General features: G+C 68.4%; 25 protein-coding genes and 1 pseudogene. 13 read left to right on the forward strand and 13 right to left on the reverse strand.

All coding sequences use genetic code 11. From position 1 onward, the window contains the following. Window positions 1-36 precede the first annotated feature (36 nt). A pseudogene (locus A5727_RS18165) lies at window positions 37-219 on the reverse strand (hypothetical protein); the annotation flags it as partial. Window positions 220-509: 290 nt separating this feature from the next. On the opposite strand from A5727_RS18165, the gene infA reads away from it, so the two are divergent. From infA to truA, 8 genes are all read left to right on the forward strand, one after another. Continuing rightward, on the forward strand, window positions 510-731 hold the full coding sequence (gene infA / locus A5727_RS18170; protein WP_003418601.1) for a translation initiation factor IF-1: 222 nt from the start codon (window positions 510-512) through the stop codon (window positions 729-731). A gap of 48 nt (window positions 732-779) precedes the next feature. Continuing rightward, a complete protein-coding gene (rpmJ, locus tag A5727_RS18175) occupies window positions 780-893 on the forward strand; it encodes a 50S ribosomal protein L36 (RefSeq protein ID WP_003879483.1) in 114 nt (37 codons plus the stop codon). Window positions 894-1,062: 169 nt separating this feature from the next. Beyond that, complete coding sequence (rpsM, locus tag A5727_RS18180) at window positions 1,063-1,437, forward strand: 30S ribosomal protein S13 (protein WP_068252661.1); 375 nt, start codon at window positions 1,063-1,065, stop codon at window positions 1,435-1,437. Between the two features lie 5 nt (window positions 1,438-1,442). Next, window positions 1,443-1,856, forward strand: a complete 414-nt coding sequence (rpsK, locus tag A5727_RS18185) for a 30S ribosomal protein S11 (RefSeq protein WP_068252664.1) — start codon at window positions 1,443-1,445, stop codon at window positions 1,854-1,856. 24 nt (window positions 1,857-1,880) lie between these two features. Continuing rightward, window positions 1,881-2,486 carry a 30S ribosomal protein S4 gene (gene rpsD, locus A5727_RS18190; RefSeq protein WP_068252668.1) on the forward strand — a complete coding sequence of 202 codons (606 nt, stop codon included), beginning with the start codon at window positions 1,881-1,883 and terminating at the stop codon, window positions 2,484-2,486. Window positions 2,487-2,558: 72 nt separating this feature from the next. Continuing rightward, complete coding sequence (locus tag A5727_RS18195) at window positions 2,559-3,611, forward strand: DNA-directed RNA polymerase subunit alpha (RefSeq protein ID WP_068252670.1); 1,053 nt, start codon at window positions 2,559-2,561, stop codon at window positions 3,609-3,611. A 73-nt stretch (window positions 3,612-3,684) separates the two neighbouring features. Further along, the gene (rplQ, locus tag A5727_RS18200) at window positions 3,685-4,224 is read left to right on the forward strand and encodes a 50S ribosomal protein L17 (protein WP_068252674.1); all 540 of its coding nucleotides are present in this window, start codon (window positions 3,685-3,687) and stop codon (window positions 4,222-4,224) included. A gap of 19 nt (window positions 4,225-4,243) precedes the next feature. Next, window positions 4,244-5,191 (forward strand): tRNA pseudouridine(38-40) synthase TruA, encoded by a 948-nt coding sequence (gene truA, locus A5727_RS18205; protein ID WP_082949880.1) that lies wholly within the window; start codon window positions 4,244-4,246, stop codon window positions 5,189-5,191. 6 nt (window positions 5,192-5,197) lie between these two features. Here the strand turns inward: truA and A5727_RS18210 are convergent, their stop codons facing one another. The 4 genes from A5727_RS18210 to A5727_RS18225 all read right to left on the reverse strand — a co-directional run bounded on the left by A5727_RS18210 (window position 5,198) and on the right by A5727_RS18225 (window position 8,275). Further along, window positions 5,198-5,824, reverse strand: coding sequence for a cutinase family protein (locus A5727_RS18210; protein WP_068252680.1), 627 nt, complete (start codon window positions 5,822-5,824; stop codon window positions 5,198-5,200). Between the two features lie 74 nt (window positions 5,825-5,898). Then, window positions 5,899-6,561, reverse strand: a complete 663-nt coding sequence (locus A5727_RS18215) for a cutinase family protein (protein ID WP_502687691.1) — start codon at window positions 6,559-6,561, stop codon at window positions 5,899-5,901. A gap of 45 nt (window positions 6,562-6,606) precedes the next feature. Further along, window positions 6,607-7,212: a cutinase family protein gene (locus A5727_RS18220; protein WP_068252683.1), complete on the reverse strand. Its 606-nt coding sequence runs from the start codon at window positions 7,210-7,212 to the stop codon at window positions 6,607-6,609. Window positions 7,213-7,276: 64 nt separating this feature from the next. Then, window positions 7,277-8,275, reverse strand: a complete 999-nt coding sequence (locus A5727_RS18225; protein ID WP_068252685.1) for an EamA family transporter — start codon at window positions 8,273-8,275, stop codon at window positions 7,277-7,279. 97 nt (window positions 8,276-8,372) lie between these two features. Between A5727_RS18225 and A5727_RS18230 the strand changes: the two genes are divergently transcribed. Next, window positions 8,373-8,927 carry a CGNR zinc finger domain-containing protein gene (locus A5727_RS18230; RefSeq protein WP_068252688.1) on the forward strand — a complete coding sequence of 185 codons (555 nt, stop codon included), beginning with the start codon at window positions 8,373-8,375 and terminating at the stop codon, window positions 8,925-8,927. Window positions 8,928-8,994: 67 nt separating this feature from the next. Then, window positions 8,995-9,453, forward strand: coding sequence for a DUF3237 domain-containing protein (locus tag A5727_RS18235; RefSeq protein WP_231992155.1), 459 nt, complete (start codon window positions 8,995-8,997; stop codon window positions 9,451-9,453). Here A5727_RS18235 and A5727_RS18240 read toward each other — a convergent pair. The 4 genes from A5727_RS18240 to A5727_RS18255 are packed head-to-tail and all read right to left on the reverse strand — an operon-like array spanning window position 9,438 to window position 16,996. After that, complete coding sequence (locus A5727_RS18240; protein ID WP_068252691.1) at window positions 9,438-12,674, reverse strand: ATP-binding protein; 3,237 nt, start codon at window positions 12,672-12,674, stop codon at window positions 9,438-9,440. The two genes, A5727_RS18235 and A5727_RS18240, sit on opposite strands and share 16 nt — an antisense overlap. Before the next feature lie 20 nt (window positions 12,675-12,694). Then, window positions 12,695-14,761: an FAD-dependent oxidoreductase gene (locus A5727_RS18245; RefSeq protein WP_157521448.1), complete on the reverse strand. Its 2,067-nt coding sequence runs from the start codon at window positions 14,759-14,761 to the stop codon at window positions 12,695-12,697. Between the two features lie 21 nt (window positions 14,762-14,782). Then, the gene (locus tag A5727_RS18250) at window positions 14,783-15,550 is read right to left on the reverse strand and encodes a hypothetical protein (RefSeq protein ID WP_068252694.1); all 768 of its coding nucleotides are present in this window, start codon (window positions 15,548-15,550) and stop codon (window positions 14,783-14,785) included. A gap of 9 nt (window positions 15,551-15,559) precedes the next feature. After that, on the reverse strand, window positions 15,560-16,996 hold the full coding sequence (locus A5727_RS18255) for a hypothetical protein (RefSeq protein WP_068252697.1): 1,437 nt from the start codon (window positions 16,994-16,996) through the stop codon (window positions 15,560-15,562). A 77-nt stretch (window positions 16,997-17,073) separates the two neighbouring features. Between A5727_RS18255 and A5727_RS18260 the strand changes: the two genes are divergently transcribed. Further along, window positions 17,074-17,772, forward strand: coding sequence for a hypothetical protein (locus A5727_RS18260; RefSeq protein WP_068252700.1), 699 nt, complete (start codon window positions 17,074-17,076; stop codon window positions 17,770-17,772). Window positions 17,773-17,775: 3 nt separating this feature from the next. On the opposite strand, the gene A5727_RS18265 is transcribed toward A5727_RS18260, so the two are convergent. Continuing rightward, complete coding sequence (locus A5727_RS18265; RefSeq protein WP_068252703.1) at window positions 17,776-18,501, reverse strand: hypothetical protein; 726 nt, start codon at window positions 18,499-18,501, stop codon at window positions 17,776-17,778. After that, window positions 18,498-20,009 (reverse strand): hypothetical protein, encoded by a 1,512-nt coding sequence (locus A5727_RS18270; protein WP_068252706.1) that lies wholly within the window; start codon window positions 20,007-20,009, stop codon window positions 18,498-18,500. Before A5727_RS18270 ends, A5727_RS18265 begins: the two co-directional genes overlap by 4 nt. A gap of 101 nt (window positions 20,010-20,110) precedes the next feature. Here A5727_RS18270 and A5727_RS18275 point away from each other — a divergent pair, with 101 nt between their 5' ends. Next, a complete protein-coding gene (locus tag A5727_RS18275; protein ID WP_068252708.1) occupies window positions 20,111-21,163 on the forward strand; it encodes a polyprenyl synthetase family protein in 1,053 nt (350 codons plus the stop codon). Between the two features lie 52 nt (window positions 21,164-21,215). Beyond that, window positions 21,216-22,559, forward strand: a complete 1,344-nt coding sequence (gene eccB / locus A5727_RS18280) for a type VII secretion protein EccB (protein WP_157521449.1) — start codon at window positions 21,216-21,218, stop codon at window positions 22,557-22,559. Here the strand turns inward: eccB and mycP are convergent. Continuing rightward, on the reverse strand, window positions 22,515-23,849 hold the full coding sequence (gene mycP, locus A5727_RS18285; RefSeq protein ID WP_068252715.1) for a type VII secretion-associated serine protease mycosin: 1,335 nt from the start codon (window positions 23,847-23,849) through the stop codon (window positions 22,515-22,517). The genes eccB and mycP overlap by 45 nt on opposite strands. After that, window positions 23,849-24,787, reverse strand: a complete 939-nt coding sequence (locus tag A5727_RS18290; RefSeq protein ID WP_068252717.1) for an EsaB/YukD family protein — start codon at window positions 24,785-24,787, stop codon at window positions 23,849-23,851. Before A5727_RS18290 ends, mycP begins: the two co-directional genes overlap by 1 nt. Window positions 24,788-24,832: the final 45 nt, after the last annotated feature.

Genomic DNA, 24,832 nt, shown 5'->3' on the forward strand with positions numbered 1-24,832 from the left:
TCACGGGGGCTCGCAGATGGGTATAAGAGAGCGCCCCACCCCGGCCCAGGTGGCCACCAGGCCGCCGGTGCCGGCGCCGAGCAACCCGGCCGACAGACTCGTCAGGCTCAGGAAGGGCAGGCCGTCATGGGTTGCCCCGAGGTCCAGATCGGTCAGCAGCAGCGTCACCAGAACCGCGATTCCACCCACCGCGAACGCCGCCACGTAGACCGCTGTCACCGGTGGTTCCCCTCCCCGTCGAACTCCGTGAGACGATTCAAGCACCTCCGCGGCCCGCGCGGTGACGGCAATTTTGGAGCCTGGCGGGGGAGCGAGTATCGTGGATCGGCGGTGCGGCTTCACGCGCCGACTTCTTGCGTGCTTTCTACGAAGTCTGGAATATCCCGGACGAGATCTCACGTTTGTTTCAGTCGGGGCGCAGGCTGCTCCGAGCACGGGCGCTAGCGAAACACGAAGACACGTAACCAGCAGAAGATACGAAACACCAGACGACAGGATCGCCGAAGAGTATGGCCAAGAAAGACGGTGCCATCGAGGTCGAGGGCCGCGTGGTCGAGCCTCTGCCCAATGCGATGTTCCGCATTGAGCTTGAGAACGGACACAAGGTGCTCGCGCACATCAGCGGCAAGATGCGGCAGCACTACATCCGCATCCTGCCCGAGGACCGCGTTGTAGTGGAGCTCTCTCCCTATGACCTGTCCCGCGGCCGCATTGTGTACCGCTACAAGTAACCCCGCGCACCACACCAAGAACAACCGAGCAAAAGGATCGAAACTGCCGTGAAGGTCAACCCGAGCGTCAAGCCGATCTGCGACAAGTGCAGGGTGATCCGCCGGCACGGGCGGGTCATGGTGATCTGCTCCGATCCGCGCCACAAGCAGCGGCAGGGCTGACACCTTTCGGCTGTCGCGGACGCACGCAACACCCCATAACTGAATGCAGACCTCCCAGCACCACTGAGCGGATTCGCCGCTCAGCCACGTCCGGTACGGAGGCCGGACCCCGCCAGCGGCGGGAACGGACTGGGAACGAAACCTCCGCAGAGAAAAGGAACACACCACTGTGGCACGTCTAGTGGGCGTCGATCTTCCGCGCGACAAGCGCATGGAGATCGCGCTGACCTACATCTACGGCATCGGCCGTACCCGCTCCCAGGAGATCCTGGCTGCGACCGGCATCGACCGGGATCTGCGCACCAAGGACCTGACCGACGATCAGCTGACTCAGCTGCGCGACTACATCGAGGGCAACCTCAAGGTGGAGGGCGATCTGCGCCGCGAGGTGCAGGCCGATATCCGCCGCAAGATCGAGATCGGCTGCTACCAGGGCCTGCGGCATCGCCGTGGCCTGCCGGTGCGCGGCCAGCGGACCAAGACCAACGCGCGCACCCGCAAGGGACCCAAGCGCACCATCGCCGGCAAGAAGAAGGCTAGGTAATCCCGATGGCACCACCGAAGAAGGCCGCGGGCGCCAAGCGCGGCAAGACCACCCGTCGCAGGGAAAAGAAGAACGTCCCGCACGGCGCTGCTCACATCAAGAGCACGTTCAACAACACCATCGTGTCGATCACCGATCCGCAGGGCAACGTCATCGCCTGGGCGTCGTCGGGCCATGTCGGCTTCAAGGGGTCGCGTAAGTCCACCCCGTTCGCCGCACAGCTGGCCGCCGAGAACGCTGCCCGCAAGGCGCAGGAGCACGGCGTGAAGAAGGTCGACGTGTTCGTCAAGGGTCCCGGCTCCGGCCGCGAGACCGCCATCCGCTCGCTGCAGGCCGCCGGCCTCGAGGTGGGCGCCATTGCCGATGTCACCCCGCAGCCGCACAACGGCTGCCGTCCGCCCAAGCGGCGCCGGGTCTAAGCGGGAAAGAGGAACTACAGACTCATGGCTCGTTACACCGGACCGATGACCCGCAAGTCGCGCCGCCTCGGCGTCGACCTGGTCGGGGGAGATCAGTCGTTTGAGAAGCGCCCCTACCCGCCCGGCCAGCACGGTCGCGCGCGGATCAAGGAGAGCGAATACCGCACCCAGCTGCAGGAGAAGCAGAAGGCTCGCTTCACCTACGGAGTGCTGGAGAAGCAGTTCCGCAAGTACTACGAAGAGGCCAACCGCAAGGCGGGCAAGACCGGCGAGAACCTGCTCCAGATCCTGGAGAGCCGGCTGGACAACGTCGTGTACCGCGCCGGCCTGGCGCGCACCCGCCGGATGGCCCGCCAGCTGGTCAGCCACGGCCACTTCACCGTCAACGGTGTCAAGGTGAACATCCCGAGCTACCGGGTGTCGCAGTACGACATCATCGACGTCAAGGACAAGTCGCTGAACACCGACCCGTTCATCATCGCGCGGGAGACCGCGGGTGAGCGTCCGATCCCGTCCTGGCTGCAGGTCGTGGGCGAGCGTCAGCGCATCCTCGTGCACCAGCTGCCCGAGCGCGCGCAGATCGACGTGCCGCTCACCGAGCAGCTGATCGTCGAGTTCTACTCGAAGTAAGCCGTTCCGCAGACCCTCTGCGGAGCACCGACCGGCATCAAATAGCGGGTGCCGAGAAGGAGAAGAAACACCATGCTGATCTCTCAGCGACCCACACTGAGCGAAGAGGTTCTCGCCGACAACCGCTCCCAGTTCGTCATCGAACCCCTGGAGCCCGGTTTCGGTTACACCCTTGGCAATTCGCTGCGGCGCACGCTGCTGTCGTCCATCCCGGGCGCAGCGGTCACCAGCATCCGCATCGACGGTGTGCTGCACGAGTTCACCACCGTGCCCGGCGTCAAGGAGGATGTCACCGACATCATCCTGAACCTCAAGGGCCTGGTCGTGTCGTCCGAAGAGGACGAGCCGGTCACCATGTACCTGCGCAAGCAGGGACCGGGTGAGGTCACCGCGGGTGACATCGTTCCGCCTGCCGGTGTGACGGTGCACAACCCGGACATGCACATCGCCACCCTGAACGACAAAGGCAAGCTCGAGGTCGAGCTCGTCGTCGAGCGGGGCCGTGGCTACGTGCCGGCCGTGCAGAACAAGGCCTCTGGTGCCGAGATCGGCCGCATCCCGGTCGACTCGATCTACTCCCCGGTGCTCAAGGTCACCTACAAGGTGGAGGCCACCCGCGTCGAGCAGCGCACCGACTTCGACAAGCTGATCCTCGATGTCGAGACCAAGAACTCGATCAGCCCGCGTGACGCGCTGGCGTCGGCGGGTAAGACCCTGGTCGAGCTCTTCGGTCTGGCCCGTGAGCTGAACGTCGAGGCCGAGGGCATCGAGATCGGCCCGTCGCCTGCCGAGGCCGATCACATCGCCAGCTTCGCGCTGCCGATCGATGACCTGGACCTCACGGTGCGGTCCTACAACTGCCTCAAGCGTGAGGGTGTGCACACGGTGGGCGAGCTCGTCGCCCGCACGGAGTCCGATCTGCTGGACATCCGTAACTTCGGCCAGAAGTCCATCGACGAGGTGAAGATCAAGCTGCATCAGCTGGGTCTCTCGCTGAAGGACTCACCTGCCACCTTCGATCCGTCCGAGGTCGCCGGCTACGACGTTGCCACCGGCACCTGGAACGGCGATGCCGGCTACGACCTGGACGACAACCAGGATTACGCCGAAACCGAACAGCTCTAACCAACAATCTCGCAAGAGATCCGTCCCGGTCCTACCTGATACGGGGGCCGGCCCCATTTAGGAGACAGTCGCAATGCCCAAGCCCACCAAGGGTCCTCGCCTCGGCGGGTCGTCCTCGCACCAGAAGGCCCTGCTGGCCAACCTGGCCACCTCGCTGTTCGAGCACGGCCGGATCAAGACGACCGAGCCCAAGGCCCGGGCGTTGCGGCCGTACGCGGAGAAGCTGATCACCCACGCCAAGAAGGGCGATCTGCACAACCGCCGCGAGGTGCTCAAGAAGATCCGCGACAAGGATGTCGTGCACACCCTGTTCGCGGAGATCGGCCCCTTCTACGCCGACCGCAACGGCGGCTACACCCGCATCATCAAGGTCGAGAACCGCAAGGGCGACAACGCCCCGATGGCGGTCATCGAACTGGTGCGGGAGAAGACCGTGACCTCCGAGGCCGACCGCGCCCGTCGCGCCGCCGCTTCGCAGGCCAAGGTTCAGGAGAAGGCCGAAGAGGCTCCCGAGGCTCCGGTCGAGGAGACCACCGAGGCCGCCGCCGAGGAGGCTCCGGAGGCTGCTGCCGAGGAGACCACCGAGGCCGAAGCCAAGGATGACGCCAAGTAGTCCAACGGACAGTCGCGACATGCCCGCCATCGATTCCGATGGCGGGCATGTTGGCTTTGACCACCGCCCGGCCTCTTCCTCGCAGAACGACACTGCTCGTCGAACCGTGCGCGTAGACCACCGCCCGGTGCGGTTGCGGCTCGACATCGCCTACGACGGCACGGACTTCGCCGGGTGGGCGGCCCAGACCGGGCAGCGCACAGTGGCGGGTGTCCTCGACGAGGCGCTGACGACGGTGTTCCGTGTCCCGGTGGTGGTGCGGGCCGCGGGACGGACCGACACCGGGGTGCACGCGACCGGTCAGGTCGCGCACGTGGACGTGCCGAATGAGGCTCTCCCGCAAGCCTATTCGCGCACACGCCGTCCAGAGGAGCCGGAGTTCCTGGCGCTGGTGCGGCGATTGGGCCGTTTCCTGCCCACCGATGTGCGGGTGCGCGACGTCCGCCGCGCGCCCGCCGGATTCGACGCTCGGTTCTCGGCGCTGCGCCGGCACTACGTCTATCGACTGTCGTCGGCGCCGTACGGCGTGGAGCCGCAGGAGGCCCGGTTCGTCACGCCGTGGCCCCGGCCACTGGACCTCGAGGCGATGAACGCGGCGTCGGCGGAGCTCATGGGGCTGCGCGATTTCGCCGCGTTCTGTCGACATCGACCGGGGGCGACCACGATTCGGGACCTGCAGCGGTTGGAGTGGGAGCGCACGGGCTCTCGGGTGTGCGCGTATGTCACCGCGGATGCCTTCTGCTGGAACATGGTTCGATCCCTGGTGGGTGCCCTGCTCGCGGTGGGGGAGGGGCGGCGGGGCCCGGACTGGATCGCCGGTCTGCTCGGCGCCAGCGCGCGCTCGAGCGAGTTTCCGGCCGCCCCGGCGCGCGGCCTGACCCTGGTGGGTGTGGACTATCCGCCGGACGACCAGTTGGCGGCACGCAATGTCGTCACGCGCGATGTGCGCAGCGTCGAGGACCTGTAGGACTCGCTACACGCGGCCCACGACGAAATCGACGGCCTGGTTCACCATTCCGGCGTTGATGTACGCGGGTGCGAGATGGTCCGGCCAGTAGGCTTCCCAGTTCTCGGGATCGGTGGGATTGCAGATCGGGTCGTCGCCGTGACACAACTCGATGGTGCGGTCGCGATAGACCGGGTTGAAGTTCCCGATCGGCCCAACCCACTGAATACCGTTGCCGAACAGTGCCACCGCCGCGATGCGCTGTTCAGCGTTGGCGGGCAGCGGGTTCTTGAAGCCGAAGAACGGCATCGGTACTGCGAGCACGACGTCGGCGACCGCGGCGCCCAACGAATACCCGCCGACCACGATGCGACTGTCCGGGCACGAGTCCGCGACATCCTGGATGCGGCGGCTCATATCGTTGGCGCCGATGTCCACCTCGCTGTTGGCGGGATAGTTCACCGCATAGAGGTTGACGCTGCGTCCGGTCTTGGAGCGCAGGCCGTTGGCGAATGCGTTTCCGATCTGCCCCGCACCCCGTGGTTCAAGCCGACCGCGGGCGAACACCACCTCGATGTCGGAGCAGGCCGCCGATGCGCTCGGAAGCATCTGCGCGGCCTGTGGAATCACCACGGGCGCGACGAACAGGGACATCACGGCGAGAACGCCTGCCCCGAATCCAGCGCTACGTCGGTGGAAGCCCACTCGACAATGGTAGCGAATGCGCGCTAGACGAGTCGGGCTACGAAGCCGGCGGCCTGACCGATCATCGGGCTGGACTCGTAATTGGTGTGCGCGAACGGGTTGCGGCCGTCGGAGCAGATCGGGTCACCGTTGCTGCACAGATCGATCGACCGGCCACCCAGGTTGCCGGATGTGACCGGTACCCCGAACTTCGCCGACGGGTTGCCGAACACCGCGATGGCGGCCACATTTCCCTGCAGGCTGGCGGGCAGCGGGGGAGCCGAGCCCACCGAGCCGACCTTGTTGCCCAAGGGGGGAACCCCGACGAGCATGTCGACGACCGCGGCACCCTGGGAGTAGCCGCCGAGCACGATCCGGGTGGACGGGCACTGCTGGGCCATCAGGGCGATGCGGTTGGTGGCGTCGGTGGCGCCGTCGGCGGCCGCCATGAAGTCGTAGGTCGCCGGGTAGACCACGCCGTAGGTGCCCACGGTGCGGCCACCGAGTTGACCCTGGAGCTGGTCGGCGAGGGCCTGGCCGACGCGGCCGACGCCGGCGGGCTCGCTGGTGCCGCGCGCGAAGATCACCTCGACGTCGGGGCACGGTTCCGCGGTCGCTGTGGCGACGGTTGCCGACACCGCGGCCGTGCCGGTGAGAAGAGACAGGCCCGACAATGCCGCGACGGCGGTCCTTCGCATCAGACGCATGGGGTTCATCCTGACATATCTAAACGGGCTAACCGAATCTTTGTGTCAGAGCAGGCCAGCCACGAATGCGGCAGCCTGGCTGGTCAGACCCGCGGGGCCGTAGTTGCTGTGCGCGGGGATGTCGTCGCCACCCGAGCACACCGGATCTCCGCCGTTGCACAGATCGATCGAGCGCGAACCCCATACCGGGCTGGTCGTCAGCGGCAGACCCAGCCTGGTCGACGGGTTGCCGAACACCGCGATCGCCGCGACGTGGTCGGGGGTGTTCGGGGGCAGCGGGGCGGTGAATCCGACGCCGGGCACCGGAACCGCGGCGATCACGTCGATCACCGCCGCACCCTGTGAATAGCCGCCCAGGACGAGCCGGGTGGCGGGGCAGTTGGCCATCATCCACTGGATGTGGCCACTGGCGTCGTTGGCGCCACCGGCAGCCGCGAGGAAATCCCACGAGGCGGGGTAGTTGACGGCGTAGGTTCCGACGCTGCGGCCCCCGACCCGGCCGCGCAGGGAGTCGACGAAGGCCTGCCCGACTCGACCGATGCCGGCGGGCTCCTCGGTGCCGCGAGCGAACACGACCTCGATGTCCGGGCAGTCGTCGGCCGAGGCGACGGGGGCGGGAGTGGCCGGCAACACGGTGGCGGTGAACGCCATCGTCAGTGCGGCACCAGTCAGAGACACGATTCTGCGGAGGCGGGGTGCGGTCACAGCAAAGATGTTAGCGAGTGCGGACCACGTCGGTCGGCTGGATGTCGTCAGTCGGGCTGCCCACGGAGGCCGCCGTCCGGTCGCCGGTGCGGGCCAGAGCGAGCCCGACGAGCACCACGGCGCCGCCGACCGCCTGGATCGGCGTCATGGCCTCGCCGACCAGAAGCCAGGCCCACAGGACCGCGAACAGCACCTCCGCCAGACCCACCAGGGACGCGAAGCCCGGCTTGAGCATCGCGACGCCGACGATGCCGAGGGTGTAGGCCACAGCGGTGCTCACCAGGGCCAGCATCAGCGCGGGTACCACCCACGATGTCGTGAAGCCGGCGACCGTGACGGGTGCCGAGGTCATGGTGAACGGCATGACTCCACTCAGCCCGAGCGCGGCGACGGTCACAGCGCCCGCGATCAGACCGCCCGCGGCCAGGGTGATCGGGTGCAGTGGTTCGGCGTCGGCGGCGGTCGCGGTGGTGTCGCTCATCATGAAGTAGAAGGCCGCGCAGACCGCGGAGCCCGCGGCCCAGATGACGCCGACCGCGTTGATGTGGGCGCCGCTGAAGACGTCGAGCACGAGCGTGATTCCGGCGATGGCCGCCGCGACACCGGCAAGGGTCCGTGCGCTCGGCCTCCGGCGCGTGGTCGCCCAGAGCCAGCCCACCACCAGGATCGGCGCGGTGTACTCCAGCAGCAGCGCGACGCCCACCGACAGATGGTTGACGGCGTTGTAGTAGCACAGCTGCGCGCCGGCGATCGGGACGACGCCGTAGACCACCACGGTCCTGAGGTGCCGCCGCGCCTCGCCCCACCAGCCCGGTCGGACGAAGCTCGCGAAGATCGCCATCATCACGGCGCCGCCGACGAGCCGTGCGGTCACGGCTGCCGTGGGGCTCCAGCCCGCGGTCATGAGCGCCTTCGCGAAGGGGCCGGACATGCCGAAGCTCAGCGCGGATGCCACGGCGAACATCAGTCCGACGCGGAAGCGGTTGACGCTCGACGTTGTCGTCAGCATTGCGGCCCCTTAACCTGCGGGAATCCTGGGGAGACCCGTGTAATGAGTAAAATCGTCTTTGGTCATGACCATAGGTCGGAGAGGAGTCATGAGTCAAATGAATTTCACTCATGACACAGAGCTCACTCTGCGTGCGGCGAGTGCGCTGATCAACAGCGACCGCGTCGAGGGGGAGCAGCTCGGGGATCAGCGCGCGCTCGACGAGTACCTCGGGGGATTCGGCTGGACCGGGCGCCGCGACCGGGACGCCCACGAGCTGGCCGAGGTGCATCGGCTGCGGGAGCGGCTGGGGCAGATCTGGGCCCTCGCCGACGACGAGGAGCGCACCGTGGCGGCCGTCAACGCACTGCTCTCCGACACCAGGGCCGCACCATGGCTGACCCGGCACCCGGAGATGCCCGAGTGGCATCTGCACCTGGCCTCGATCCACGATCCGCTGGCCCAGAGGATGGGCGCCGAGATGGCGATGGCACTGGCCGACCTGATCCGCGGTGGCGAACTGCGCCGCCTCAAGACCTGCTCGGCGCCGGACTGTTCGGCCGTGCTGATCGACCTGTCACGCAACCGCTCACGGATGTTCTGCGACACGGGCAACTGCGGTAATCGGCAACACGTCGCGGCCTACCGCGAACGGCGCGCCAACCAGGGTTAGCGCAAGTCACAGTGCGCGCGCCGCGATGGCCCTATCGTGGGGGGATCAGCCGAGCGTGGGGGGCGCCATGGGCATTGAGCTGTCACATGAATTCTCTTTCTGGGCGCAGTTGAATCCCGCTGTCGACGTCGGGCCGGGACCCTACGGGCAGCGGCTGTGCTTCGAGGTGGTCGGCGGCGAGGTGACCGGCGAGCGCCTCAAGGGCGACGTGCTCTCGGGCGGGGGCGACTGGATTCTGGTCGGAGCCGACGGATACGGACGCATCGATGTCCGCCTGCAGTTCAAAACCGTTGACGGTGCCCTGATCTTCGTCCAGTACTTCGGTCTGCTCGAGATCAACGAGGTCGTCGCTCAAGCGCTGGCCACCGCTGGTGGGACCCGGTACGAGGACCAGTACTTCCGGACGGCGCCGCGGCTTGAGACGGGCGATCCGCGTTACTCCTGGGTGAATCGTTCGACGTTCGTCGCCCGTGGGCACGTGGTCGAAGGCGGCAGGGTCGAGTACGAGGTTCACCGCGTGCTGTGATCGTCCGCCTCGGCCAGGATTGCACGCGCGATCTCAACCTCCGGCCACGTGCCGTCGGCCGGCATCCGTTCGAGGGCCGCGCGCAGCGTGTCGAGGGTGGAGGGCCCACGCAGTCGGTACTCGTCGAGTGCGGTACGCAACGCGAAACCGTTGGCGCCGCAGCGTGATGCCACCTCTGCCGCCCTCGCGAGATCGGCCCGAACCTGCACCGGGTCGGCCTGCGTTTCGGCGCGCAGCCGAAGCAGTTCGGCATCGTAGTAGTGCATTCCGGTGTCGTGGGCCAGCCGCAGCCCGTCTTCGATCCGTCCCAGCGCTTCGCCCGGCTGCCCCGCCGCAAGCAGAAGCCGTGCCAGGAAGCCGTCGAACGACGGGAGGAATCCCGTGGTCTCAAGCGCCCGACACGCCGTCACCCAGCCGGTCAGCATCTTGATCGGAATCGTCAGCGCGTCACGGTCGGGAGGCTCGGCGCGCAGCGCCGCCACCGCGGTGCCACACTGGATCATCAGCGCGCCCGCTGCGATCCATTGATCGAACTCATGCTGCGCGCCAACGGAACTGATGTCGGCGCCGGCGTCGAGTGCGCGGGCGGCCTGGCCCGCCTCCACGGCGATCGTGGCTTCGACATAACGGGCGTAGCAGTGACTGAACGGGCCCTGCGGGAAGTCCAGCTCGGCTGCGCGCGCGGTGGCCCGCCGCAGCGCATCGTCCGCACCCGCCAGATCGCCGCGGGCCCAACGGGCCTGAGCCAGGCTGGTCAGCCCCAGAACCATCGGATCGAATGGCTGGAACCACTCGGCTTCGATGTTGTGGTCGCCGCGCTCGGTCGCCATCGTGGCGGCGTCCTCCAGATGCTGCGCAGCGTCCTCGAATTCGCCGCGAAGCCAGCACACCACCCCGGCGCCGGCGAGGTTCTCCGAGCGCCACCAGTCACGGCCGCCGTCCACGCCGACCCGCAGCGTGCGCACCACCGCGTCGGCTCGTGTGAGATCGGCTCGGTTCACGTAGTAGGTGAACAGCGCCATCAGGGTCGCGAACAACTCGTCGGCATGCGGGTCGGTGCCGCTGAGCACCAGGCAGCGCTCGAAATCCGCGGCCGCGCGTGCGCTGCCAGCGCCCTCGGCGGCCGCAGTGAGAAAGCCGTGGCGCAGAAGCAGACTCACCTCACGGTGATCGCGCGCGGGACTCGGTGCCAGCTGACTCAGCTGCGCGAGCGCACTGGAGAGGTGGTTGCGTGCTTCGCTCAGGGCGCCGCGCCGGCGAGCGGCAGAGTACGCCTTCTGGTGAGCGGCGGCGGCTTCGTCGTGCCGACGCGCCTTCTCGAAATGCTGTGCGATCAGAGGCCAGTCCGGTTCGCCGTGGCTGGCCTCCGCGGTGAGGGCCTCCGCGACTCGGCCGTGCAGTCTGCGCCGGATGCTCGGTGGTGGCAGCTCCGCAGCCACCTCGCGGAGCAGTTCGTGCCGGAACCGCCAGACATCCTCGGTCACCGGCTGCAGCACAAGCCTGGCTTCGAGTTCGGCGATGACACTGTCGACTTCGTCTTCGGACAGGTCGGTCACGGAACGGACGACGGCACGGTCGAAGTGGTCTCCCACAGTGGCCGCGGCTTCGACGAAACGGAGTGAGCGCTCGCTTGCCCGCAACCGGGCGAACAGTGCCTCGTAGAGCGAGTCGGGCACCTGCTGATCGGAGACGATCGGCGACGGCGAGTTCTTGATCTTGGCGATCACCTCTTCGATGTAGAGCGGGACGCCGTCGCAGCGCCGGCGGACGGCGCGCCGCTCGGCCGGCGTTGAATCCGGGTGCAGCGCGAGGATGAGGCGGTCGGTGTCGCCGGATGTGAGCGGTTTGAGCTCCACCACGGTGGTGTCGGTGCCCTCGGGCAGCGAGGCGCGGTCGCGTGAGGTCATCACCACCAGAAGGCGACCGCGGGCGGTGTGCAGAAGTGAGCCGACGAGGGCGGTGGTGTTCTGGTCGAACCAGTGCATGTCCTCCACCAGCAGCACCCCGGGTCCGCCGTCCAGGCATGCGACGAGGTAGTCGGTGATCGCACCAGCGATGCGCTCCTGCAGGCGCTGTCCCTCGGCGGGAGCGGGCCGGTAACCCTGGTCCGGTGTGATGCCCAGGACCGGCGCGAGCAGAGGCACCACCGTGTCCACGTCCAGGCCTCTTGCCGCCACCTCGTCGCACAGGTTCTGCAGCCGCTCACCCGGCCCGGTCGTCCTGCGGATGTGGCAGCGACGTTCGAGCAGCTTGCGAACCGGATGCATCCCGACATCGGTGTGGAACGGCGACCCGACCAGTTCCAGCGCCACCCCGCCGGCGTCGGCGACCAGCGTGAGCGCGTGGCGCGCGATCCGGCTCTTCCCGATGCCCGGCTCACCCTGGAAGGCGATGCTCGGCGTCGTCGAACTCCCGGCGACGGTCTGGCTCCACCGCTCGGCCAGGGCCGCCAGCTCGGGTTCGCGGCCGATGATCGGTCCCGCTTGAGTGACCGACACGGTGTCCCGTTCGGAGACCACGCGAAAGGGCACCACTTCGCCGTCGACCCCCTTGACGGCTTGAGGAGCGCAGGCCTCGACTTCGAAGCTGTCGCGGATCAGGCTGGCCACCGCATCGGAGGCCGCGACGGTGCCCGGTTCGGCCACACTGCACATCCGGGCGGCGAGATTCGCCGCGAAACCGTAGACGTCGTCCTGAGCGGTGTCGAGATACACGAGGCCGCGGTGAATGCCGACCCGAACGTCGATCTCGAAGCCGAAGCTGCGGTTGACCCGCGCACTCAACTGGTCGATCGCCCTGGTGATGTCCAGGCCTGCCTGTGCGGCGCGCCGCACGTCGTCCTCGTGCGCGCGGGGGTGTCCGAACACCGCGAGAAGCCCGTCGCCCTTGGTGTTTCCGATGTGGCCGCCGTAGTGGTTGACCGTGCGCAGCACCTCGTCGCGGTAGCGGCCCACGACCGTGCGGTAGATCTCGGGGTCGATGCGGGTCGACAACGCGGTCGAGTCGACGAGGTCGGCGAACATGATGGTCAGGCGGCGCAGTTCGCCGTCCTCCATGGGCGCGACCAGCAGATCTTCGGCGTCGGCGTTGGTGCTGTCCACCGCCAGGACCTGGCCCACGAGATCGCGTGCTGCTTTACGATCACCGCTGTTGACTGCGGCCACCGCGCGGTCGAGCAGTTCATCGATCGCGGCCTGCCGCCGCCCCGGGCTGCCGTGCACAGACTGATTGTGACCCGTGCTCAAGGGATGTAGAACCCCCGAATGCGGTGGTGCCGGCCTCGACCGAGGATCGCGTTCGCCGCCTGAAGGCCCGACAGCACCGAGGATTCGATGCATCCGGCGTTCATTCCGGAATCCGTCCAATCACCGGCCAGCACGAGGTTGTCGTAGCCGCTCTCGTCCGGCCGGAGTCGATAACGGTCGGTCCCCGGCACCGACTGCACGTAGCGGTCGGAGGGGTCGATGTTGACGCTGACGTGCTGTGTCGCCAACGCGGCGCTGCCGCGGTGACCGTTGACTCCGGTGAGCATGTGCCACGCGAATCCGTCGTCGGTCACCGCGTTGGGGAAGAACAGTCGCACGTGATCCTGCAGGTAGTCCAGGATCTCCGACTGCGCGCGCCGCTCACACTCGGCGGCGAACTCAGCGGGGTCGCGCGAGGTGGGCCAGTCGGTCTGCAACGGGCCGCAGAAGTAGGCGACCGTGCCGGGCCTGTCGTCGTCCGGCCACTGCTCTGCCCACAGCGTCTGCGGCATCGAGGCCCAGGTGTCGTAGGGCGTCACATAGCCGCTGATCGTGGCCCCCGGCCAGCGCAGGCCCAGGGTCTCGTGGTCCGGTCGCAGCCACAGCTGGAACGCCTGGGTGGCGACCGTGTGCAGCTTCGTCGTCATCTCGCGCCACTCGGGGCGGTCGTCGATCAGTTCGCCCGCGACGATCGGCAGCATCCCGAGCGACACCGCGAGGATGATCTGGTCGAAGTCGGCACCGCGGCGCAGGACACGGGTCTCGACGTCGTCTCGGCTCCCGAAGTGGGATTCGAGGCCCTCGAGGCCATCGCGCGCCTCGATCTGATCGGCGAGAGGGCGGTCCGGGAAGACCGGCAGGCCGCCGACGGTGGTCAGCGGTTCGTAGTGTTCGACTCCGGCGGCCAGGCGCACCTGCCGGCCCAGCGTCACCGATTCGATCGCGTGGTGGTGGGCGTCGAGGTGCAGAGCGTCGAGGCGATGGAAGAACTCGAAGTCGACGCCGCGTCGGCGCAGGGCCTGATACAGCGGTGCGATGACGACGTCGCCCATGCCGGCCGTCATCTTCCAGAAGATCGCACCCTTGTACCGGAAGAGCATCACGCCGGTGAACAGCACTCCCAGGCCGGCGCCGAACGCGGGTTTGTCGGGATCGGCTTTGTCCCAGCCGAACACCATGTCGTACATGGCCCGGACCAGGGGGAAGTCGACGGTGTCGGGGTGTGCCCCGTGGCGCAGCGCCCACTGGCTGAAATCCTCGTCCTGGATGGTGCGCAACCCCCGCGGATCGGTCATCAGGTTGTCCACGATCATCCCGCGCGCGGTCGCGGTGAGCAGCGAGATCAGGATCCACGTTCGCCGGTGGTCGGTGCGCCGGTCGTAGTCCAGCGTCTCGCGGACCGCATCCAGGACCTGCCCCAGAAGGTCAGTTCCCGCTTCGTGCTGCGGGCGTGGGTTGAGAATCGCGATGGTGGCCGCCAGCACTGCGCGCTGCACTGTCTGCGGCAGGGCGCCGGGGGGTTTGGGCGGGGTCGGGGACACCGACAGCGTCAGTCCGGTGTCGGGTTCTGTCTTCATCGACTCCACCAGGTCGCCGATGAGTTGCATCATCCGCTCGAAGAACCCGACCACCGTCAGCGGTCCCTTGTCGGGATCGGGGTCGCCCGGTTGATCGGCGGTGCGCGAGAACCTGCCCAGCCACACCTGCCATTCGTCGTTGAAGTCATCGGCGGCACCCAGGTCGTTGGCGGGAACCAGGGCCTGGTCCCAGGTGTGGATGGGGCTCTCGGGATCCGTTGTGGCACGGTCGAGTTCGGCATAGCACTCACGCAACAGCGTGAACGCGTTCTCGTAGGATCCCAGCCACACGTGCAGGCCGTGCTCCTCGATGCGGCCGTTCTGCCCGCGGCTCGACGCCCCCTTCCCGCCGAGCCGCCAGCCGCGCTGATACACCGTGATCGACTCGAAGCGGTCCTGCCAACCGGGTTCGCTCAGGCGCCATGCTGCGGTCAGTCCGGCCATGCCGCCACCGAGGATGGCGACCCTCTTTGTTCGGTCGGTCACGCGCGAGACGTCTCCATGAGTTCAGATCGCGATCTCGACGGGGACCGTCGCGGTGGTCGTGCCGCCGACGACCACCTCGACCTCGCCGACGTAGATTCCGCTGATCAGGGGCCTGGGGTCGACGCCGATCCGGAATTTCTTCCGGTCTTTGGGCAGGACGTTCTGCGCCAACGGTTTGTTGCCGCCCTTCCCCGCGCCATGGAAGGACACCAGGGCCGCCGGGATCTCGTCGGAGGTGCCCGGCCGCCGTAGGCCACCGCCCGGTTCTCCCACCTTCAGACGGAGCAGTCGGTCGGCGCTGCCCGGAGCGACGAAGCGATCGGAGAGGGTGACGGTCCGCTCGTACTTCGCGGGTCCGATGAGGGCGGTCTCGGCCAGTTCGATCGAGCCGAGCAGCGAGATGTTGGCCCACTTGACCATCGACCTGGTCCAGACATCCGGGCTGTTGGGCTTGGTCTCGAACTCGACGGCGGCATCTCGGGCGACGGCCCCCGCCTGCCGGATCATCCGGCGCCCGATGGACTCCATGACGTCGGCGACCTGCCGACGCCCCTCCTCGCCAGGATCGGGTTTGGCCGGGGGCCGGTCGATGACGTCCTTGGTCAGCTGGATCCCGCTCCGCACCGCCAAATCGACGGACTTGGTGAAGGAGTCGATGAACTGGCCGGTCGTGTAGGTCGAGACGTCGGCGGACTCGGCGATGGCCTGCGCGGCGATGGCCCGGGCCTGATCGGCGATCTCTTTGGCGGTCTTGGTCAGGCGGTCGGCGACGACTGCGGGGTCTTCCATCGGTCGCTCCTAGGGTGTTGAGTCCGCGGTCGGCTTCGGCCGGAAGTTCTCCGTCGCGGTGGTGAACGCGTCTTTGGTGCGCCCGCGCAACAGGGCGCTCATGAGGTTGGTGAGATCGTCGAAATCGTCGGCGTCGATGCCGTCGTGCCACCGGTTCATGTACTGGTGGAACCACAGGTTGGCATCGTCGAGGCTGTCTTTGAGAACCCGATTGGTGTCGCGGCACATCTCGTCGCGGATGTCGGCGGGAAGCTGGGGGACGACCACCGGCCACGTCGTCGACGTGTCCTTGGGCGGGACCGGCGCAACCGGGGCCACCGACGCCGTGAAGTCTTTGAGAGCGCCCTTGTAGACCTGCAGCTTGCGGAACATGTCGGTGGCGTTGGTGGCATAGCCCATGGTTCTGGCCATCACCGCAAGCGCGGTGGCGCTCATCCCGCTGATCAGCAGTTCCTTGCTGGTGCGCACGCGCACCCCGGCGTCGGGGTCACTCGGGTCCAACAGTGTGATCCAGATGTAGCCGTTGTCCACCAGCACCATCTTGTCGGCCTGGGGCCATCCGCTGCCGGTGTCGAAGTCGTAGTTGAGGAACAGCCCGGAGCCGTGCAGTGCGCTCCAGAACTTCAGCGGCGTCCGCAGCCGGTAGCGACTGCATTCGCCGCTCACCTCCTCGCGAATCGGCGTCCAACCGTAGATGTTTGAGGGTTCTGCTGTCATGTCACAGAAGAAGCCGCCGAAGTACTTGTTCCAGTTGACGGGGTTGATTCCGCGCTTGAGCTTGGCCAGCGTCACATCGGGCCACTTCACCGACGTCCGGACCACCGCGCAGTACTCGTCCTTGACCTTGCGCAGCCGGGGGTCGATGGTGGCCGTCGCGATGGCCGGATGCAGCGGGCTGTTCTTCTTCAGGGCTTTGTGCAGACCACGCAGTGTGGTGATGTTCTGGGCCCGGATCGTCTCGGCGAACTCCGCCCCGGCCGCCCTGCCCAGGACACCGCCGTCGATGCCCGGCAGGACGGGCGTCGCCGCCAACACCAGGTCGAGGACGGGCTCGAACTCCCCACCTGGATCGATCGCCCGCCGAACACTGTCGAGCACGAACGCCGCTTCGATGGCGCGGCTTGCCCATGAGGGCGCCAGACCGTCCTCGTCCGAGGTGATGCCGCCCTCGACGATTCCCTCGAACTCCTCCACCGCGTCCTCGAGAGTCGGCGGAATCAGCGGTTCGGGTTCGCCGGTGGACTCGGTCGGGTGGTCCCCGAAGTACCTGAACAGTTCGCCGTACCAACCGATTTCACCGGTGCTTCCGGTGAACCCGGTGATGTTGCGGGCCTGCTCCCGTGCCTGGTCGGGCTCCGCGCCGTCTGGCCCGCCCGGACTGTTGAGCTCAAAGAGCGCGTCACTGACCGCGCCATAGAGCGCAAGTACAGAGTGTTGGACCGGCATTCCCCCCACCTCCCCCGCGGTGTGGTCTTAGCATACCTTCGTACAGCGTGTGTGGAGGTCCATCGAGGGGGGAACTGATGGCCGAATCGGTGCATGACGACGGCAGTATCGCCGACCTTCCGTGGGGCGCCGTGTTCGATCCGGTGGTGAATGCCCGCGCGTTGAGCGCAGTCCAGGCGCGGGGGTTCCGGGCGGCCCGGGAGGTCGTGGATCGTTTCATCACCATGGCCACCGATCTGGATTCCCCGGCGCGCGAGCCGGAATCGGAATCTGAACAGGCGCGCACGTGCGCCGACTCGTCGGCGCAGGGTGGCATCGACATCGAGCGCGCGCTGGGCACCTGGCAGAGCATGATCGGGCAACTGGTGAACTCCGTCAAAGACACCGTCACCCCACCGGCTGCGTCGGGTCCGGCGATGTTCGACCTGCGAACCTCGGACGCCGCTGGACAGGTGGTGCTGAACGCCGATGGGCCGGGCGCGGTCTCGACCGAGGTGTGGCTGCACAACGGTGGTCCCGAGGACATGGGCAAGGTGCGACTGCGGTGCGGCGACCTGCTGGCCCACGATGGTGCGGTCATCGAAAGTGACTGTGTGCGTTTCGAACCCGACGTCGTGGCGATGCCGGCCCGGTCCAGTCGCGGCATCATCGTCGAAGTCGATGTCACCGATGACCATGCACCGGGAAGTTATCGGGGGACGCTGCTGGCCGACGGACAGCCCGACGTCTGGCTGCCCGTGCTGCTCGTGGTGGCCTCGGAACTCCCTGACCAGTGAGAATCAGGTCGCGTCGACCGAGAAGTCGAAGTCGATGGTCTGACCGTCCACGACCGCCTGCCCCCTATATACGCCGCTGGGGAGTTCGCGGGTGCGCAGCGTCAGGATATGGGTCCCCTCGGCATCGTCGGCGGTCGCGGTTTCGAAAGTGATTCGGCGAGAGGGGACTCTGGTCATCTGCTCGTCGCCGTAACGGCCCACCCGGACGGCTCCAAGCTTGGGCTTGTGGCCCTCCTCGCCGGGGGACACGTCGATCGGTATCGCGACGATGCCCGCGTCGAACTGGGCCGGACCACTGAACAGGGTCTGCGCGATTTCGAGGCCCCCGACGATGGCGTAGTCGGCCAGCCTGGTCATCGACATCACCACATCGTCGACATCGTAGGTGCCCTTGTCGATCCTCTCGGTGGCCTCGGTGGAGACACCGCGCGCCTCCTGCATGAACCGTCGCCCGACGGCCCGCGAGTACTCGGCGACCTGTTTGAGTCCCGGTGGCGTGTTCGTCATTGACCGCCTGGTGATTTCGGCGCCTCCGGTCACAGCGATCTCGACCATCTCCGTCATGGTCAGGATGAGATCCCGCGCCGTGTACTCCTCCCGATTGATCTTCCGGGAAGCCCGAGTGGCCACTTTGGTGGCGCGCTTCATGGCCTTCTCCGCGACCTCCTGCACGCCCTCGATGATCGCGTCGTACTCGGAGGCGGATTCGGGCCCGCCGTCTTTGGTCACGGTGACTCCTTCGAAGGCGGGCGCACGGTGTTGACGGCCTGTTCGAACGATGACACCGCGAAGTCCGTCAGCGTGGTTCCCCAGTCGGTGCCGATATCGACGATGTCGCTCGGCTTGATGCCGTCACTCCACTTGTTCACCGTGTGTTTTGTCAGGCCTGACACTGTCTTGCTGAACTCGAGCGCCTGGGTCTGCGCGTTGTCCAGCAGTGCCTCGCGCCATCCGGGGGGAAGATCGGGCGCTTCTGTGGGAGCAGTGGGTTGGCCCAGCTCATCGGTGTCCGAGGTGTCGGCCGCCCCGTGTGGGCCGGCGTGGGCCGGCTCCTCGGTGGGGGAAACCGGACCGAACTCGATGCACCCGTCGGGAGGGGATGCGGCCTTCGCGGTGAGCAGTTGGGCCGCCGCGTCCGGCCAGCCGGTGTAGATCCCGAGGGCCGCCGTGGCGGTGGGGCTCAGCCCGCGGATGCGCAGCTCCTTGCTGGCCCGAACCCGAACCCCGGCGTCCGGATCCTCCCGGTCCAGGTTGGTGATCCAGATGTAGCCGTTGTCGACCTCGACCAGCCTGGAGTCGTGGGGATCCCGCAGTTCCGCGAGGTCGTAGTTGATGCAGATTCCGCCGTCTCGGGTGTCCGTTTTCCAGTACCGCAGCGTGGTCTTGAGCATCCACCGGTCGAGGGGGTCGGGGCTGACGACCTCCAGGATTCGGGTCCAGCCGTTGGACGTCTGCGGCCGATTCCACTCCATCGCGGAGAAGAAGTCATAGAGCAGATGCCAGTTGCGCGGTTCGATGAATCTCTTGAACTGTTCGAGCGTGAGTTCGGGCCGCTGCCAGTCCGAGGACAGGATGCTCGACCACCGGCCCTTCAGGTTCCGCAGCCTGGCCGTGTAGTGATCCTCGATGCGCAGCGACACCGTGTCCGGATCCTCGTTGACCATCTCGCGCAGGGTCTGATCGACCTCGGCGCGACAGGTGGTGGCCCGCAGTTTCGAGGCGATCTCGACGCTGCGGTCCTCGGGCAGCGCGGTGGCGTGGTTCACCACCACGGCCAGGGGGTCGACATTGCCGTCGAAGAGCAGTGCGTCAGCGGCCTTCTCGCCGAACACGTGGGTGCCGTTCTCCGCCTCGACGATCTTGTTGATCACCGTGGAGGCTCGGATCAAGGAGGAGGCGTTGCTGGCGCAGTCCTCGATGAGGTCCTGCGCGGTGGGCGCGCGGACCGCGACAGGTTCGGTGCCCAGGACCCGTTCACGGGGCTCGTCGAACACCATGGCCACCGCGTCGGTGAAGTCCGGCAGGGTCACGGACGCGGGCCGGTCCTGGTCCAGGGGGCGCAGCGCATCCTCGTTCCTCGTCAGGAAGCGCTGCAGTTCGCCGTACCAACCGCGCCGCCCGGGCCGGGTCACACCGGGAAGCTGCTCCTCGACCATCCGCACGGTGCCGGGACTGCATTGGGGCAGTGCCTCATCGATCGCGCCAAAACACGCCAGCTGCGCCTGCGGTTCCACCATGTGCGACTCCCCCCGAGTCGGTCTCGGGCTTAGCATAAGCGGTATTCGGCGTCCGTGATGCGCCAACGGGGGAGGAAACCAAGTGGTGGGCGAGGTTTCAGATGACCAGCACCGCTGATCGAACGGGCTTGATCTCCAGCGTCGAGACCCGGCTGCGGGAGGTCGGTCGGGTGGTGCGCAACTCGATGCTCGATGCGATGCCCGACGGTGACCCCGTGCAGTGGTTGTACGGCCCGATGCGGGCCTACCCCGCCCGGCCCGGCAAGGCGCTGCGGCCCGCACTGTGCATGTCATCGGGGCGGGCGTTCGGCGGCCACGCCGACGATCTTCTCGGCGTGGCGGTGGCAATCGAGCTGCTGCACAACGCCTTTCTGGTGCACGACGACATCGCTGACGGCAGTGAGATGCGTCGGGGACGGCCGACGCTGGCCGCCGAGCACGGGGTCGCCGCAGCGTTGAATGCGGGCGACGGGTTGGCGGTGGTCGCCGGCCAGGTGCTGCGACGGGCGACCCGCAGGCTGGACCGCGATCTCGCCGAGTTGGTGTGGGGCGAATTCGACACGATGGCGTTGCGCACGCTGGAGGGGCAGGCGACGGAGGCCGGCTGGCAACTGGACGAGGTCGTCGACCTCGGCCCCGAGGACTATCTCAACCTGATCATGCACAAGACGTGCTGGTACACCACCATTCATCCGCTCCGGGTCGGGGCGATCATCGCCACGGGCGGGCAGGCCGAGCTTTCGGCGTTGGTGCGGTTCGGGTTCCACTTCGGCGCCGCCTTCCAGATCCGGGACGACCTGCTGAACCTCATCGGTGACGAGGCGATGTACGGCAAAGAGATTCTCGGTGACCTCTACGAGGGCAAGCGGACGCTGACGCTGGTGCACCTGATGGCGACGGCGACCGGCTCCGATCGTGACTTCGTCCGCGACTACCTGCGACTGCAGCGCGCCGATCGCTCTGAGGAGATGGTCCGCGCCGTCCGCGCGCTCATGGACGACTACGACTGCATCAATTTCACGTCCGAGTTCGCCGAGGGCATCCTGCTCACGGCCGAGGACTACTTCGAGGAGGCCTTCGCCGACGCCCGCCCCGGGCCGGACCTGGACTTCCTGCGCTCCCTGGTGCCGTACGTCTGGGCCCGCTGGCGCTGAGCCTGGGGATCACCGAACGCGCTTGCCCCGGCATCCGCCTACGGTCGCCCTCGTGACCCTCCCGGCGGATGGCCGGCGCTACCTGGCGCGGCGCATGGAACGCGCGCTGGACCGCGGCGTCGCCCGTGGCGGGCCCGACGGGCCGCGGCCTCGGTCCTTCTGGGTCGGCGTGGGCGCCGTGGTCGCCGCGGCGGCCGCCGCCGGCGCCGCCGCGCTGTCGACACTCCGTCCGGGCGGCGACGCCGGTGATTCCAGAATTCTGATGGACCGCGACAGCGGTGCGCTCTACGTCCGCGTCGAGGACACGTTGCACCCCGTTCTCAATCTGACTTCGGCGCACCTGCTCACCGGCCACGGCGGCGGCCCGCGCGCGGTGCGATCCGACGCCCTGGCCCCATTCGAACGCGGTCCCACGCTGGGCATCCCGGGTGCCCCCGCACAGATCGGCGCCGGTCTCGACGGCGAGGCGGCCACCTGGGCGGTGTGCGACGGACCTCGCACGGTCGTGCTGGTGGGCACCCCGGCACCCCCCGACCCCCTCGACGGCGGTGAGGCGGTGTTCGTCACGGGTCCGAGCGGGACCACCCATCTGCTGTATGCCGCAACGCGGGCGGTTGTGGACGTCGCCGATCCGGGGGTGTCGCGTGCGCTGCGGTTCGACCGAGCCGAGCCCGTGCCGGTGTCGGCCGGGCTGCTCAACCTCCTGCCCGAGGCCCCGCCGCTGGTGACCCCACGCATCCCCGGCGCAGGCAACCCCGGGCCCGGGCAACTGTCCGGACTGCGCGTCGGAGATGTGGTCAGCATTGAAAGGTCTTCGGGAGCAGAGTATTTCGTGGTGCTCGAGGGTGGTGTTCAACCGGTGTCCGGGGTCGCCGCCGACCTGATCCGGGCAGCCGGCGCAACCGCGGAGCGGGTGACGCCGACGCTGTCGCCCGATGTGCTGAGCGCCGTTCCCATCGTCGGGACGCTGGCGGTCGCGAGCTATCCCGACCGTGTCGAGGTGTCGCGTCAGGGCGAACGCTGGGTGTGCGTGCACTGGGCGGCCGGACGCGTCACCATCACCACGGCCGGCGCCCTTCCCCTCCCGCAGGGGCGGGCATCGATCCGGCTGGCCCGGGCCGACGGCGCCGGACATGCACTCGACGAGGTGTCCCTGCCGCCGGGCCGAAGCCTGTACGTACGGGCCGAGCGCGGTCCTGGGGGCGGCGCGCTCATCACCGACACCGGGGTTCGGTTTGCCGTGGACGCCGACGCCGCGGGCCTCCTCGGCCTGCCGGAGCACCCCATGCCGGCCCCGTGGCCACTGGTCGCCGCCCTGCCCGAAGGCCCAGAACTGAGCCGCGCCGCGGCCTCAGTGCAGCGAGACGTCCCGACGGCCGCGACGCCGCATGGCTGACGATCCCCACGCCGCGATGCCGACGGCGACGCACACCGCCGCCCCCGCCACGGCGACGGTGCGTGCCTGATCACCGGCCGAGGCCTCTGACCCGGTCTCCACCAGCGGGCCGGGGACCGGCCGTTCGGGCAGCGTGGAGGGCGCCTCGCTGCTCATCGCGGCGACCGGATCGATCAGGCCGTTGCCGACCGCCGGATCCCACCCGAGCGCGCGCCGGTGAGTCGTGTTCTCGATGCGCTGCATGACCTGGCGCGCCGTCAGTTCGGGAAAACGCGACCTGATCAGGGCCGCCAGCCCGCTGACGATCGGTGCGGCGTAGCTGGTCCCCGAGATGGGGGCGTCCCCGGCGGCCGACGGCAGCGCGTCCACCAGCCCACTGCCGGAGGCGTTCAGGGACAGCAGCGCCTCACCCGGCGCGGCGACATCCACCCAGGGGCCGGCGAGAGTGAACGCCGAGGGGGCACCGTCGGCGGCCACCGAGCCGACCGTGAGGACGTAGTCGTCGTACCAGGCCGGGCTGACCGCCACAGTCGCGGTGTCCCACTGCGCGGCCTGACCCTCGGGCTGCGCCGGGCAGCGGACGGGGCCACCGACGTTTCCGGCGGCGGTCACCACCACCACGTCCTTGGTGTCCACGGCGTAGGCCAGCGCGGCGCCGAGCGCGCGGTCCGCCAGATCGCCCTCCGCGCACGCCACCACCGAGATGTTGATGACCGTGGCGCCGCTGTCGGCCGCGACGCGGACGGCGCGGGCCATGGTGTCGACGTCACCGAACCCGGCGGTCGCGGGCTCGTCGGCCGGCCCGAACCGGGTGCTCGACTGCCGCACGCTGAGCACCGTCGCCGCCGGAGCCACCCCGGAGAAGCCGTCCGCGGTATCGGGTGCGGCCGCGATCAGGCCCGCCACGACCGTGCCGTGTCCGTCGCAGTCCTGCGTGCCGTCTCCGGATCCGACGTAGTCGCCGACACCCTCGAGATGCCCCAGTCGGTGGTGGGGTGCCACGCCGGTGTCGATCACGGCGATCCGCTGCCCTTCACCGCGGGTCATCGACCAGAGGGTGTCGATGCCCAGCGCCTTCGCCGGAGACGGTTGTGCACCAGCGGTTTTCGCGGCCTTCCCGATGGCGCAGGCCCCGCGCTGCACGGTGGGCCGCGGTGGTGCTGGGCGGGCGGGTTCCGGCAGCAGACTCGGGTCGATGACCGGTGGCGTCAACGCGTGCGCCGGCGGCGCGAGCACGCCCGGGCCCAGTGCCAGCAGCGCCGAGGCCAGCACTGCGGCACCCGCGCGCATCACAGCACACCGCCCAGCGCGCCGAATCCGCCGCAGGCCCACACCGCCACCGGCACGACCGCCACCAGCAGTGCGTTCTCGCATCCCACCAGCAGGTGATTGACTCCCGGCGGCGTCGCGGCGGCCGCAGTGCAGGTGCGGGTCAGCAGCACCGACACCACCAGCAGGCCGAAGACAGCCTGTGGCCACCCGGCCGCGTCCAGGACCGTGCACAGCGCCGACACCGCGGCCGCGCCGGCGGCGCCGCAGAGGAGGCGCCGGTGCGCCACCAGTACGGCGGCGGCGTGGTCCGGCGACCGGGGGAGCAGGGGTGCGATGCGACCGGCGGCGGCCATGACTGCGACCGCCGCTGCGCCGGCCGCGACGGTGGCCGTGGCCAACCGCGTTCCGAGGATCGTGGCGGGCAACAGCGTCGCTGTCAGCACGCCCGCCGAGAGCGCCACGGGAGCGGCCACCGCCGCGGTGTCGGGCCGCCAGCGGGCACCAAGCAGGGCGAGCGCCATGACGACCGCGGCCACCAGCAGCAGCCGCGGTGTACCCGCGGCGTACGGGAGGACCGCGGCGGCGGCCACCGCGCCGAACGCGAGTGCCGCCGCCAGCGCGGCGTGCTCCGCGAGAGCCGGGTTGTCCGGGTTCGATGCCGATCGGGCGACGGCCTCGGCCGCGTCGGTGTCTGCGCGCCTTCGGGGCGCGGGAGTCGACCCGCCGAGTACCAGCAGCGTGCCGTCGGCGACACCGAGTTCGGCCAGGGTTCGCGACGAGTCCAGCGGACCCGACGGCGTACCCACGCAGGTGGCCTGTCGGGCGGGCACGGCGCCCAACTCGCACAGTGCGGGCATCATCTCGGACAGCGGCACGTCACTGGGCAGCGCGACGTCGAACACGTTGTCGCCGCAGCGAATCGCCACACGGCGAGCGTCATCGGGGGAAGAGACCATGAGCCCGAACGCTAATCACGCCGCGGCGTCGCGTGTGCACAGCCG

The organism is Mycobacterium sp. ACS4331 (assembly GCF_001667265.1).
In the GTDB taxonomy this organism is placed as follows: domain Bacteria; phylum Actinomycetota; class Actinomycetes; order Mycobacteriales; family Mycobacteriaceae; genus Mycobacterium.

What these genes read in the sequence shown, in the direction of transcription:
- infA (WP_003418601.1), top strand. Translation starts at nt 510, where the DNA reads ATGGCCAAGAAAGACGGTGCCATCGAGGTCGAGGGCCGCGTGGTCGAG.
- rpsK (WP_068252664.1), top strand. Translation starts at nt 1,443, where the DNA reads ATGGCACCACCGAAGAAGGCCGCGGGCGCCAAGCGCGGCAAGACCACC.
- rpsD (WP_068252668.1), top strand. Translation starts at nt 1,881, where the DNA reads ATGGCTCGTTACACCGGACCGATGACCCGCAAGTCGCGCCGCCTCGGC.
- A5727_RS18195 (WP_068252670.1), top strand. Translation starts at nt 2,559, where the DNA reads ATGCTGATCTCTCAGCGACCCACACTGAGCGAAGAGGTTCTCGCCGAC.
- rplQ (WP_068252674.1), top strand. Translation starts at nt 3,685, where the DNA reads ATGCCCAAGCCCACCAAGGGTCCTCGCCTCGGCGGGTCGTCCTCGCAC.
- truA (WP_082949880.1), top strand. Translation starts at nt 4,244, where the DNA reads ATGCCCGCCATCGATTCCGATGGCGGGCATGTTGGCTTTGACCACCGC.
- A5727_RS18210 (WP_068252680.1), bottom strand. Translation starts at nt 5,824, where the DNA reads ATGTCCCTGTTCGTCGCGCCCGTGGTGATTCCACAGGCCGCGCAGATG.
- A5727_RS18215 (WP_502687691.1), bottom strand. Translation starts at nt 6,561, where the DNA reads ATGCGTCTGATGCGAAGGACCGCCGTCGCGGCATTGTCGGGCCTGTCT.
- A5727_RS18220 (WP_068252683.1), bottom strand. Translation starts at nt 7,212, where the DNA reads ATGGCGTTCACCGCCACCGTGTTGCCGGCCACTCCCGCCCCCGTCGCC.
- A5727_RS18225 (WP_068252685.1), bottom strand. Translation starts at nt 8,275, where the DNA reads ATGCTGACGACAACGTCGAGCGTCAACCGCTTCCGCGTCGGACTGATG.
- A5727_RS18230 (WP_068252688.1), top strand. Translation starts at nt 8,373, where the DNA reads ATGAATTTCACTCATGACACAGAGCTCACTCTGCGTGCGGCGAGTGCG.
- A5727_RS18235 (WP_231992155.1), top strand. Translation starts at nt 8,995, where the DNA reads ATGGGCATTGAGCTGTCACATGAATTCTCTTTCTGGGCGCAGTTGAAT.
- A5727_RS18250 (WP_068252694.1), bottom strand. Translation starts at nt 15,550, where the DNA reads ATGGAAGACCCCGCAGTCGTCGCCGACCGCCTGACCAAGACCGCCAAA.
- A5727_RS18255 (WP_068252697.1), bottom strand. Translation starts at nt 16,996, where the DNA reads ATGCCGGTCCAACACTCTGTACTTGCGCTCTATGGCGCGGTCAGTGAC.
- A5727_RS18260 (WP_068252700.1), top strand. Translation starts at nt 17,074, where the DNA reads ATGGCCGAATCGGTGCATGACGACGGCAGTATCGCCGACCTTCCGTGG.
- A5727_RS18270 (WP_068252706.1), bottom strand. Translation starts at nt 20,009, where the DNA reads ATGGTGGAACCGCAGGCGCAGCTGGCGTGTTTTGGCGCGATCGATGAG.
- A5727_RS18275 (WP_068252708.1), top strand. Translation starts at nt 20,111, where the DNA reads ATGACCAGCACCGCTGATCGAACGGGCTTGATCTCCAGCGTCGAGACC.
- mycP (WP_068252715.1), bottom strand. Translation starts at nt 23,849, where the DNA reads ATGCGCGCGGGTGCCGCAGTGCTGGCCTCGGCGCTGCTGGCACTGGGC.
- A5727_RS18290 (WP_068252717.1), bottom strand. Translation starts at nt 24,787, where the DNA reads ATGGTCTCTTCCCCCGATGACGCTCGCCGTGTGGCGATTCGCTGCGGC.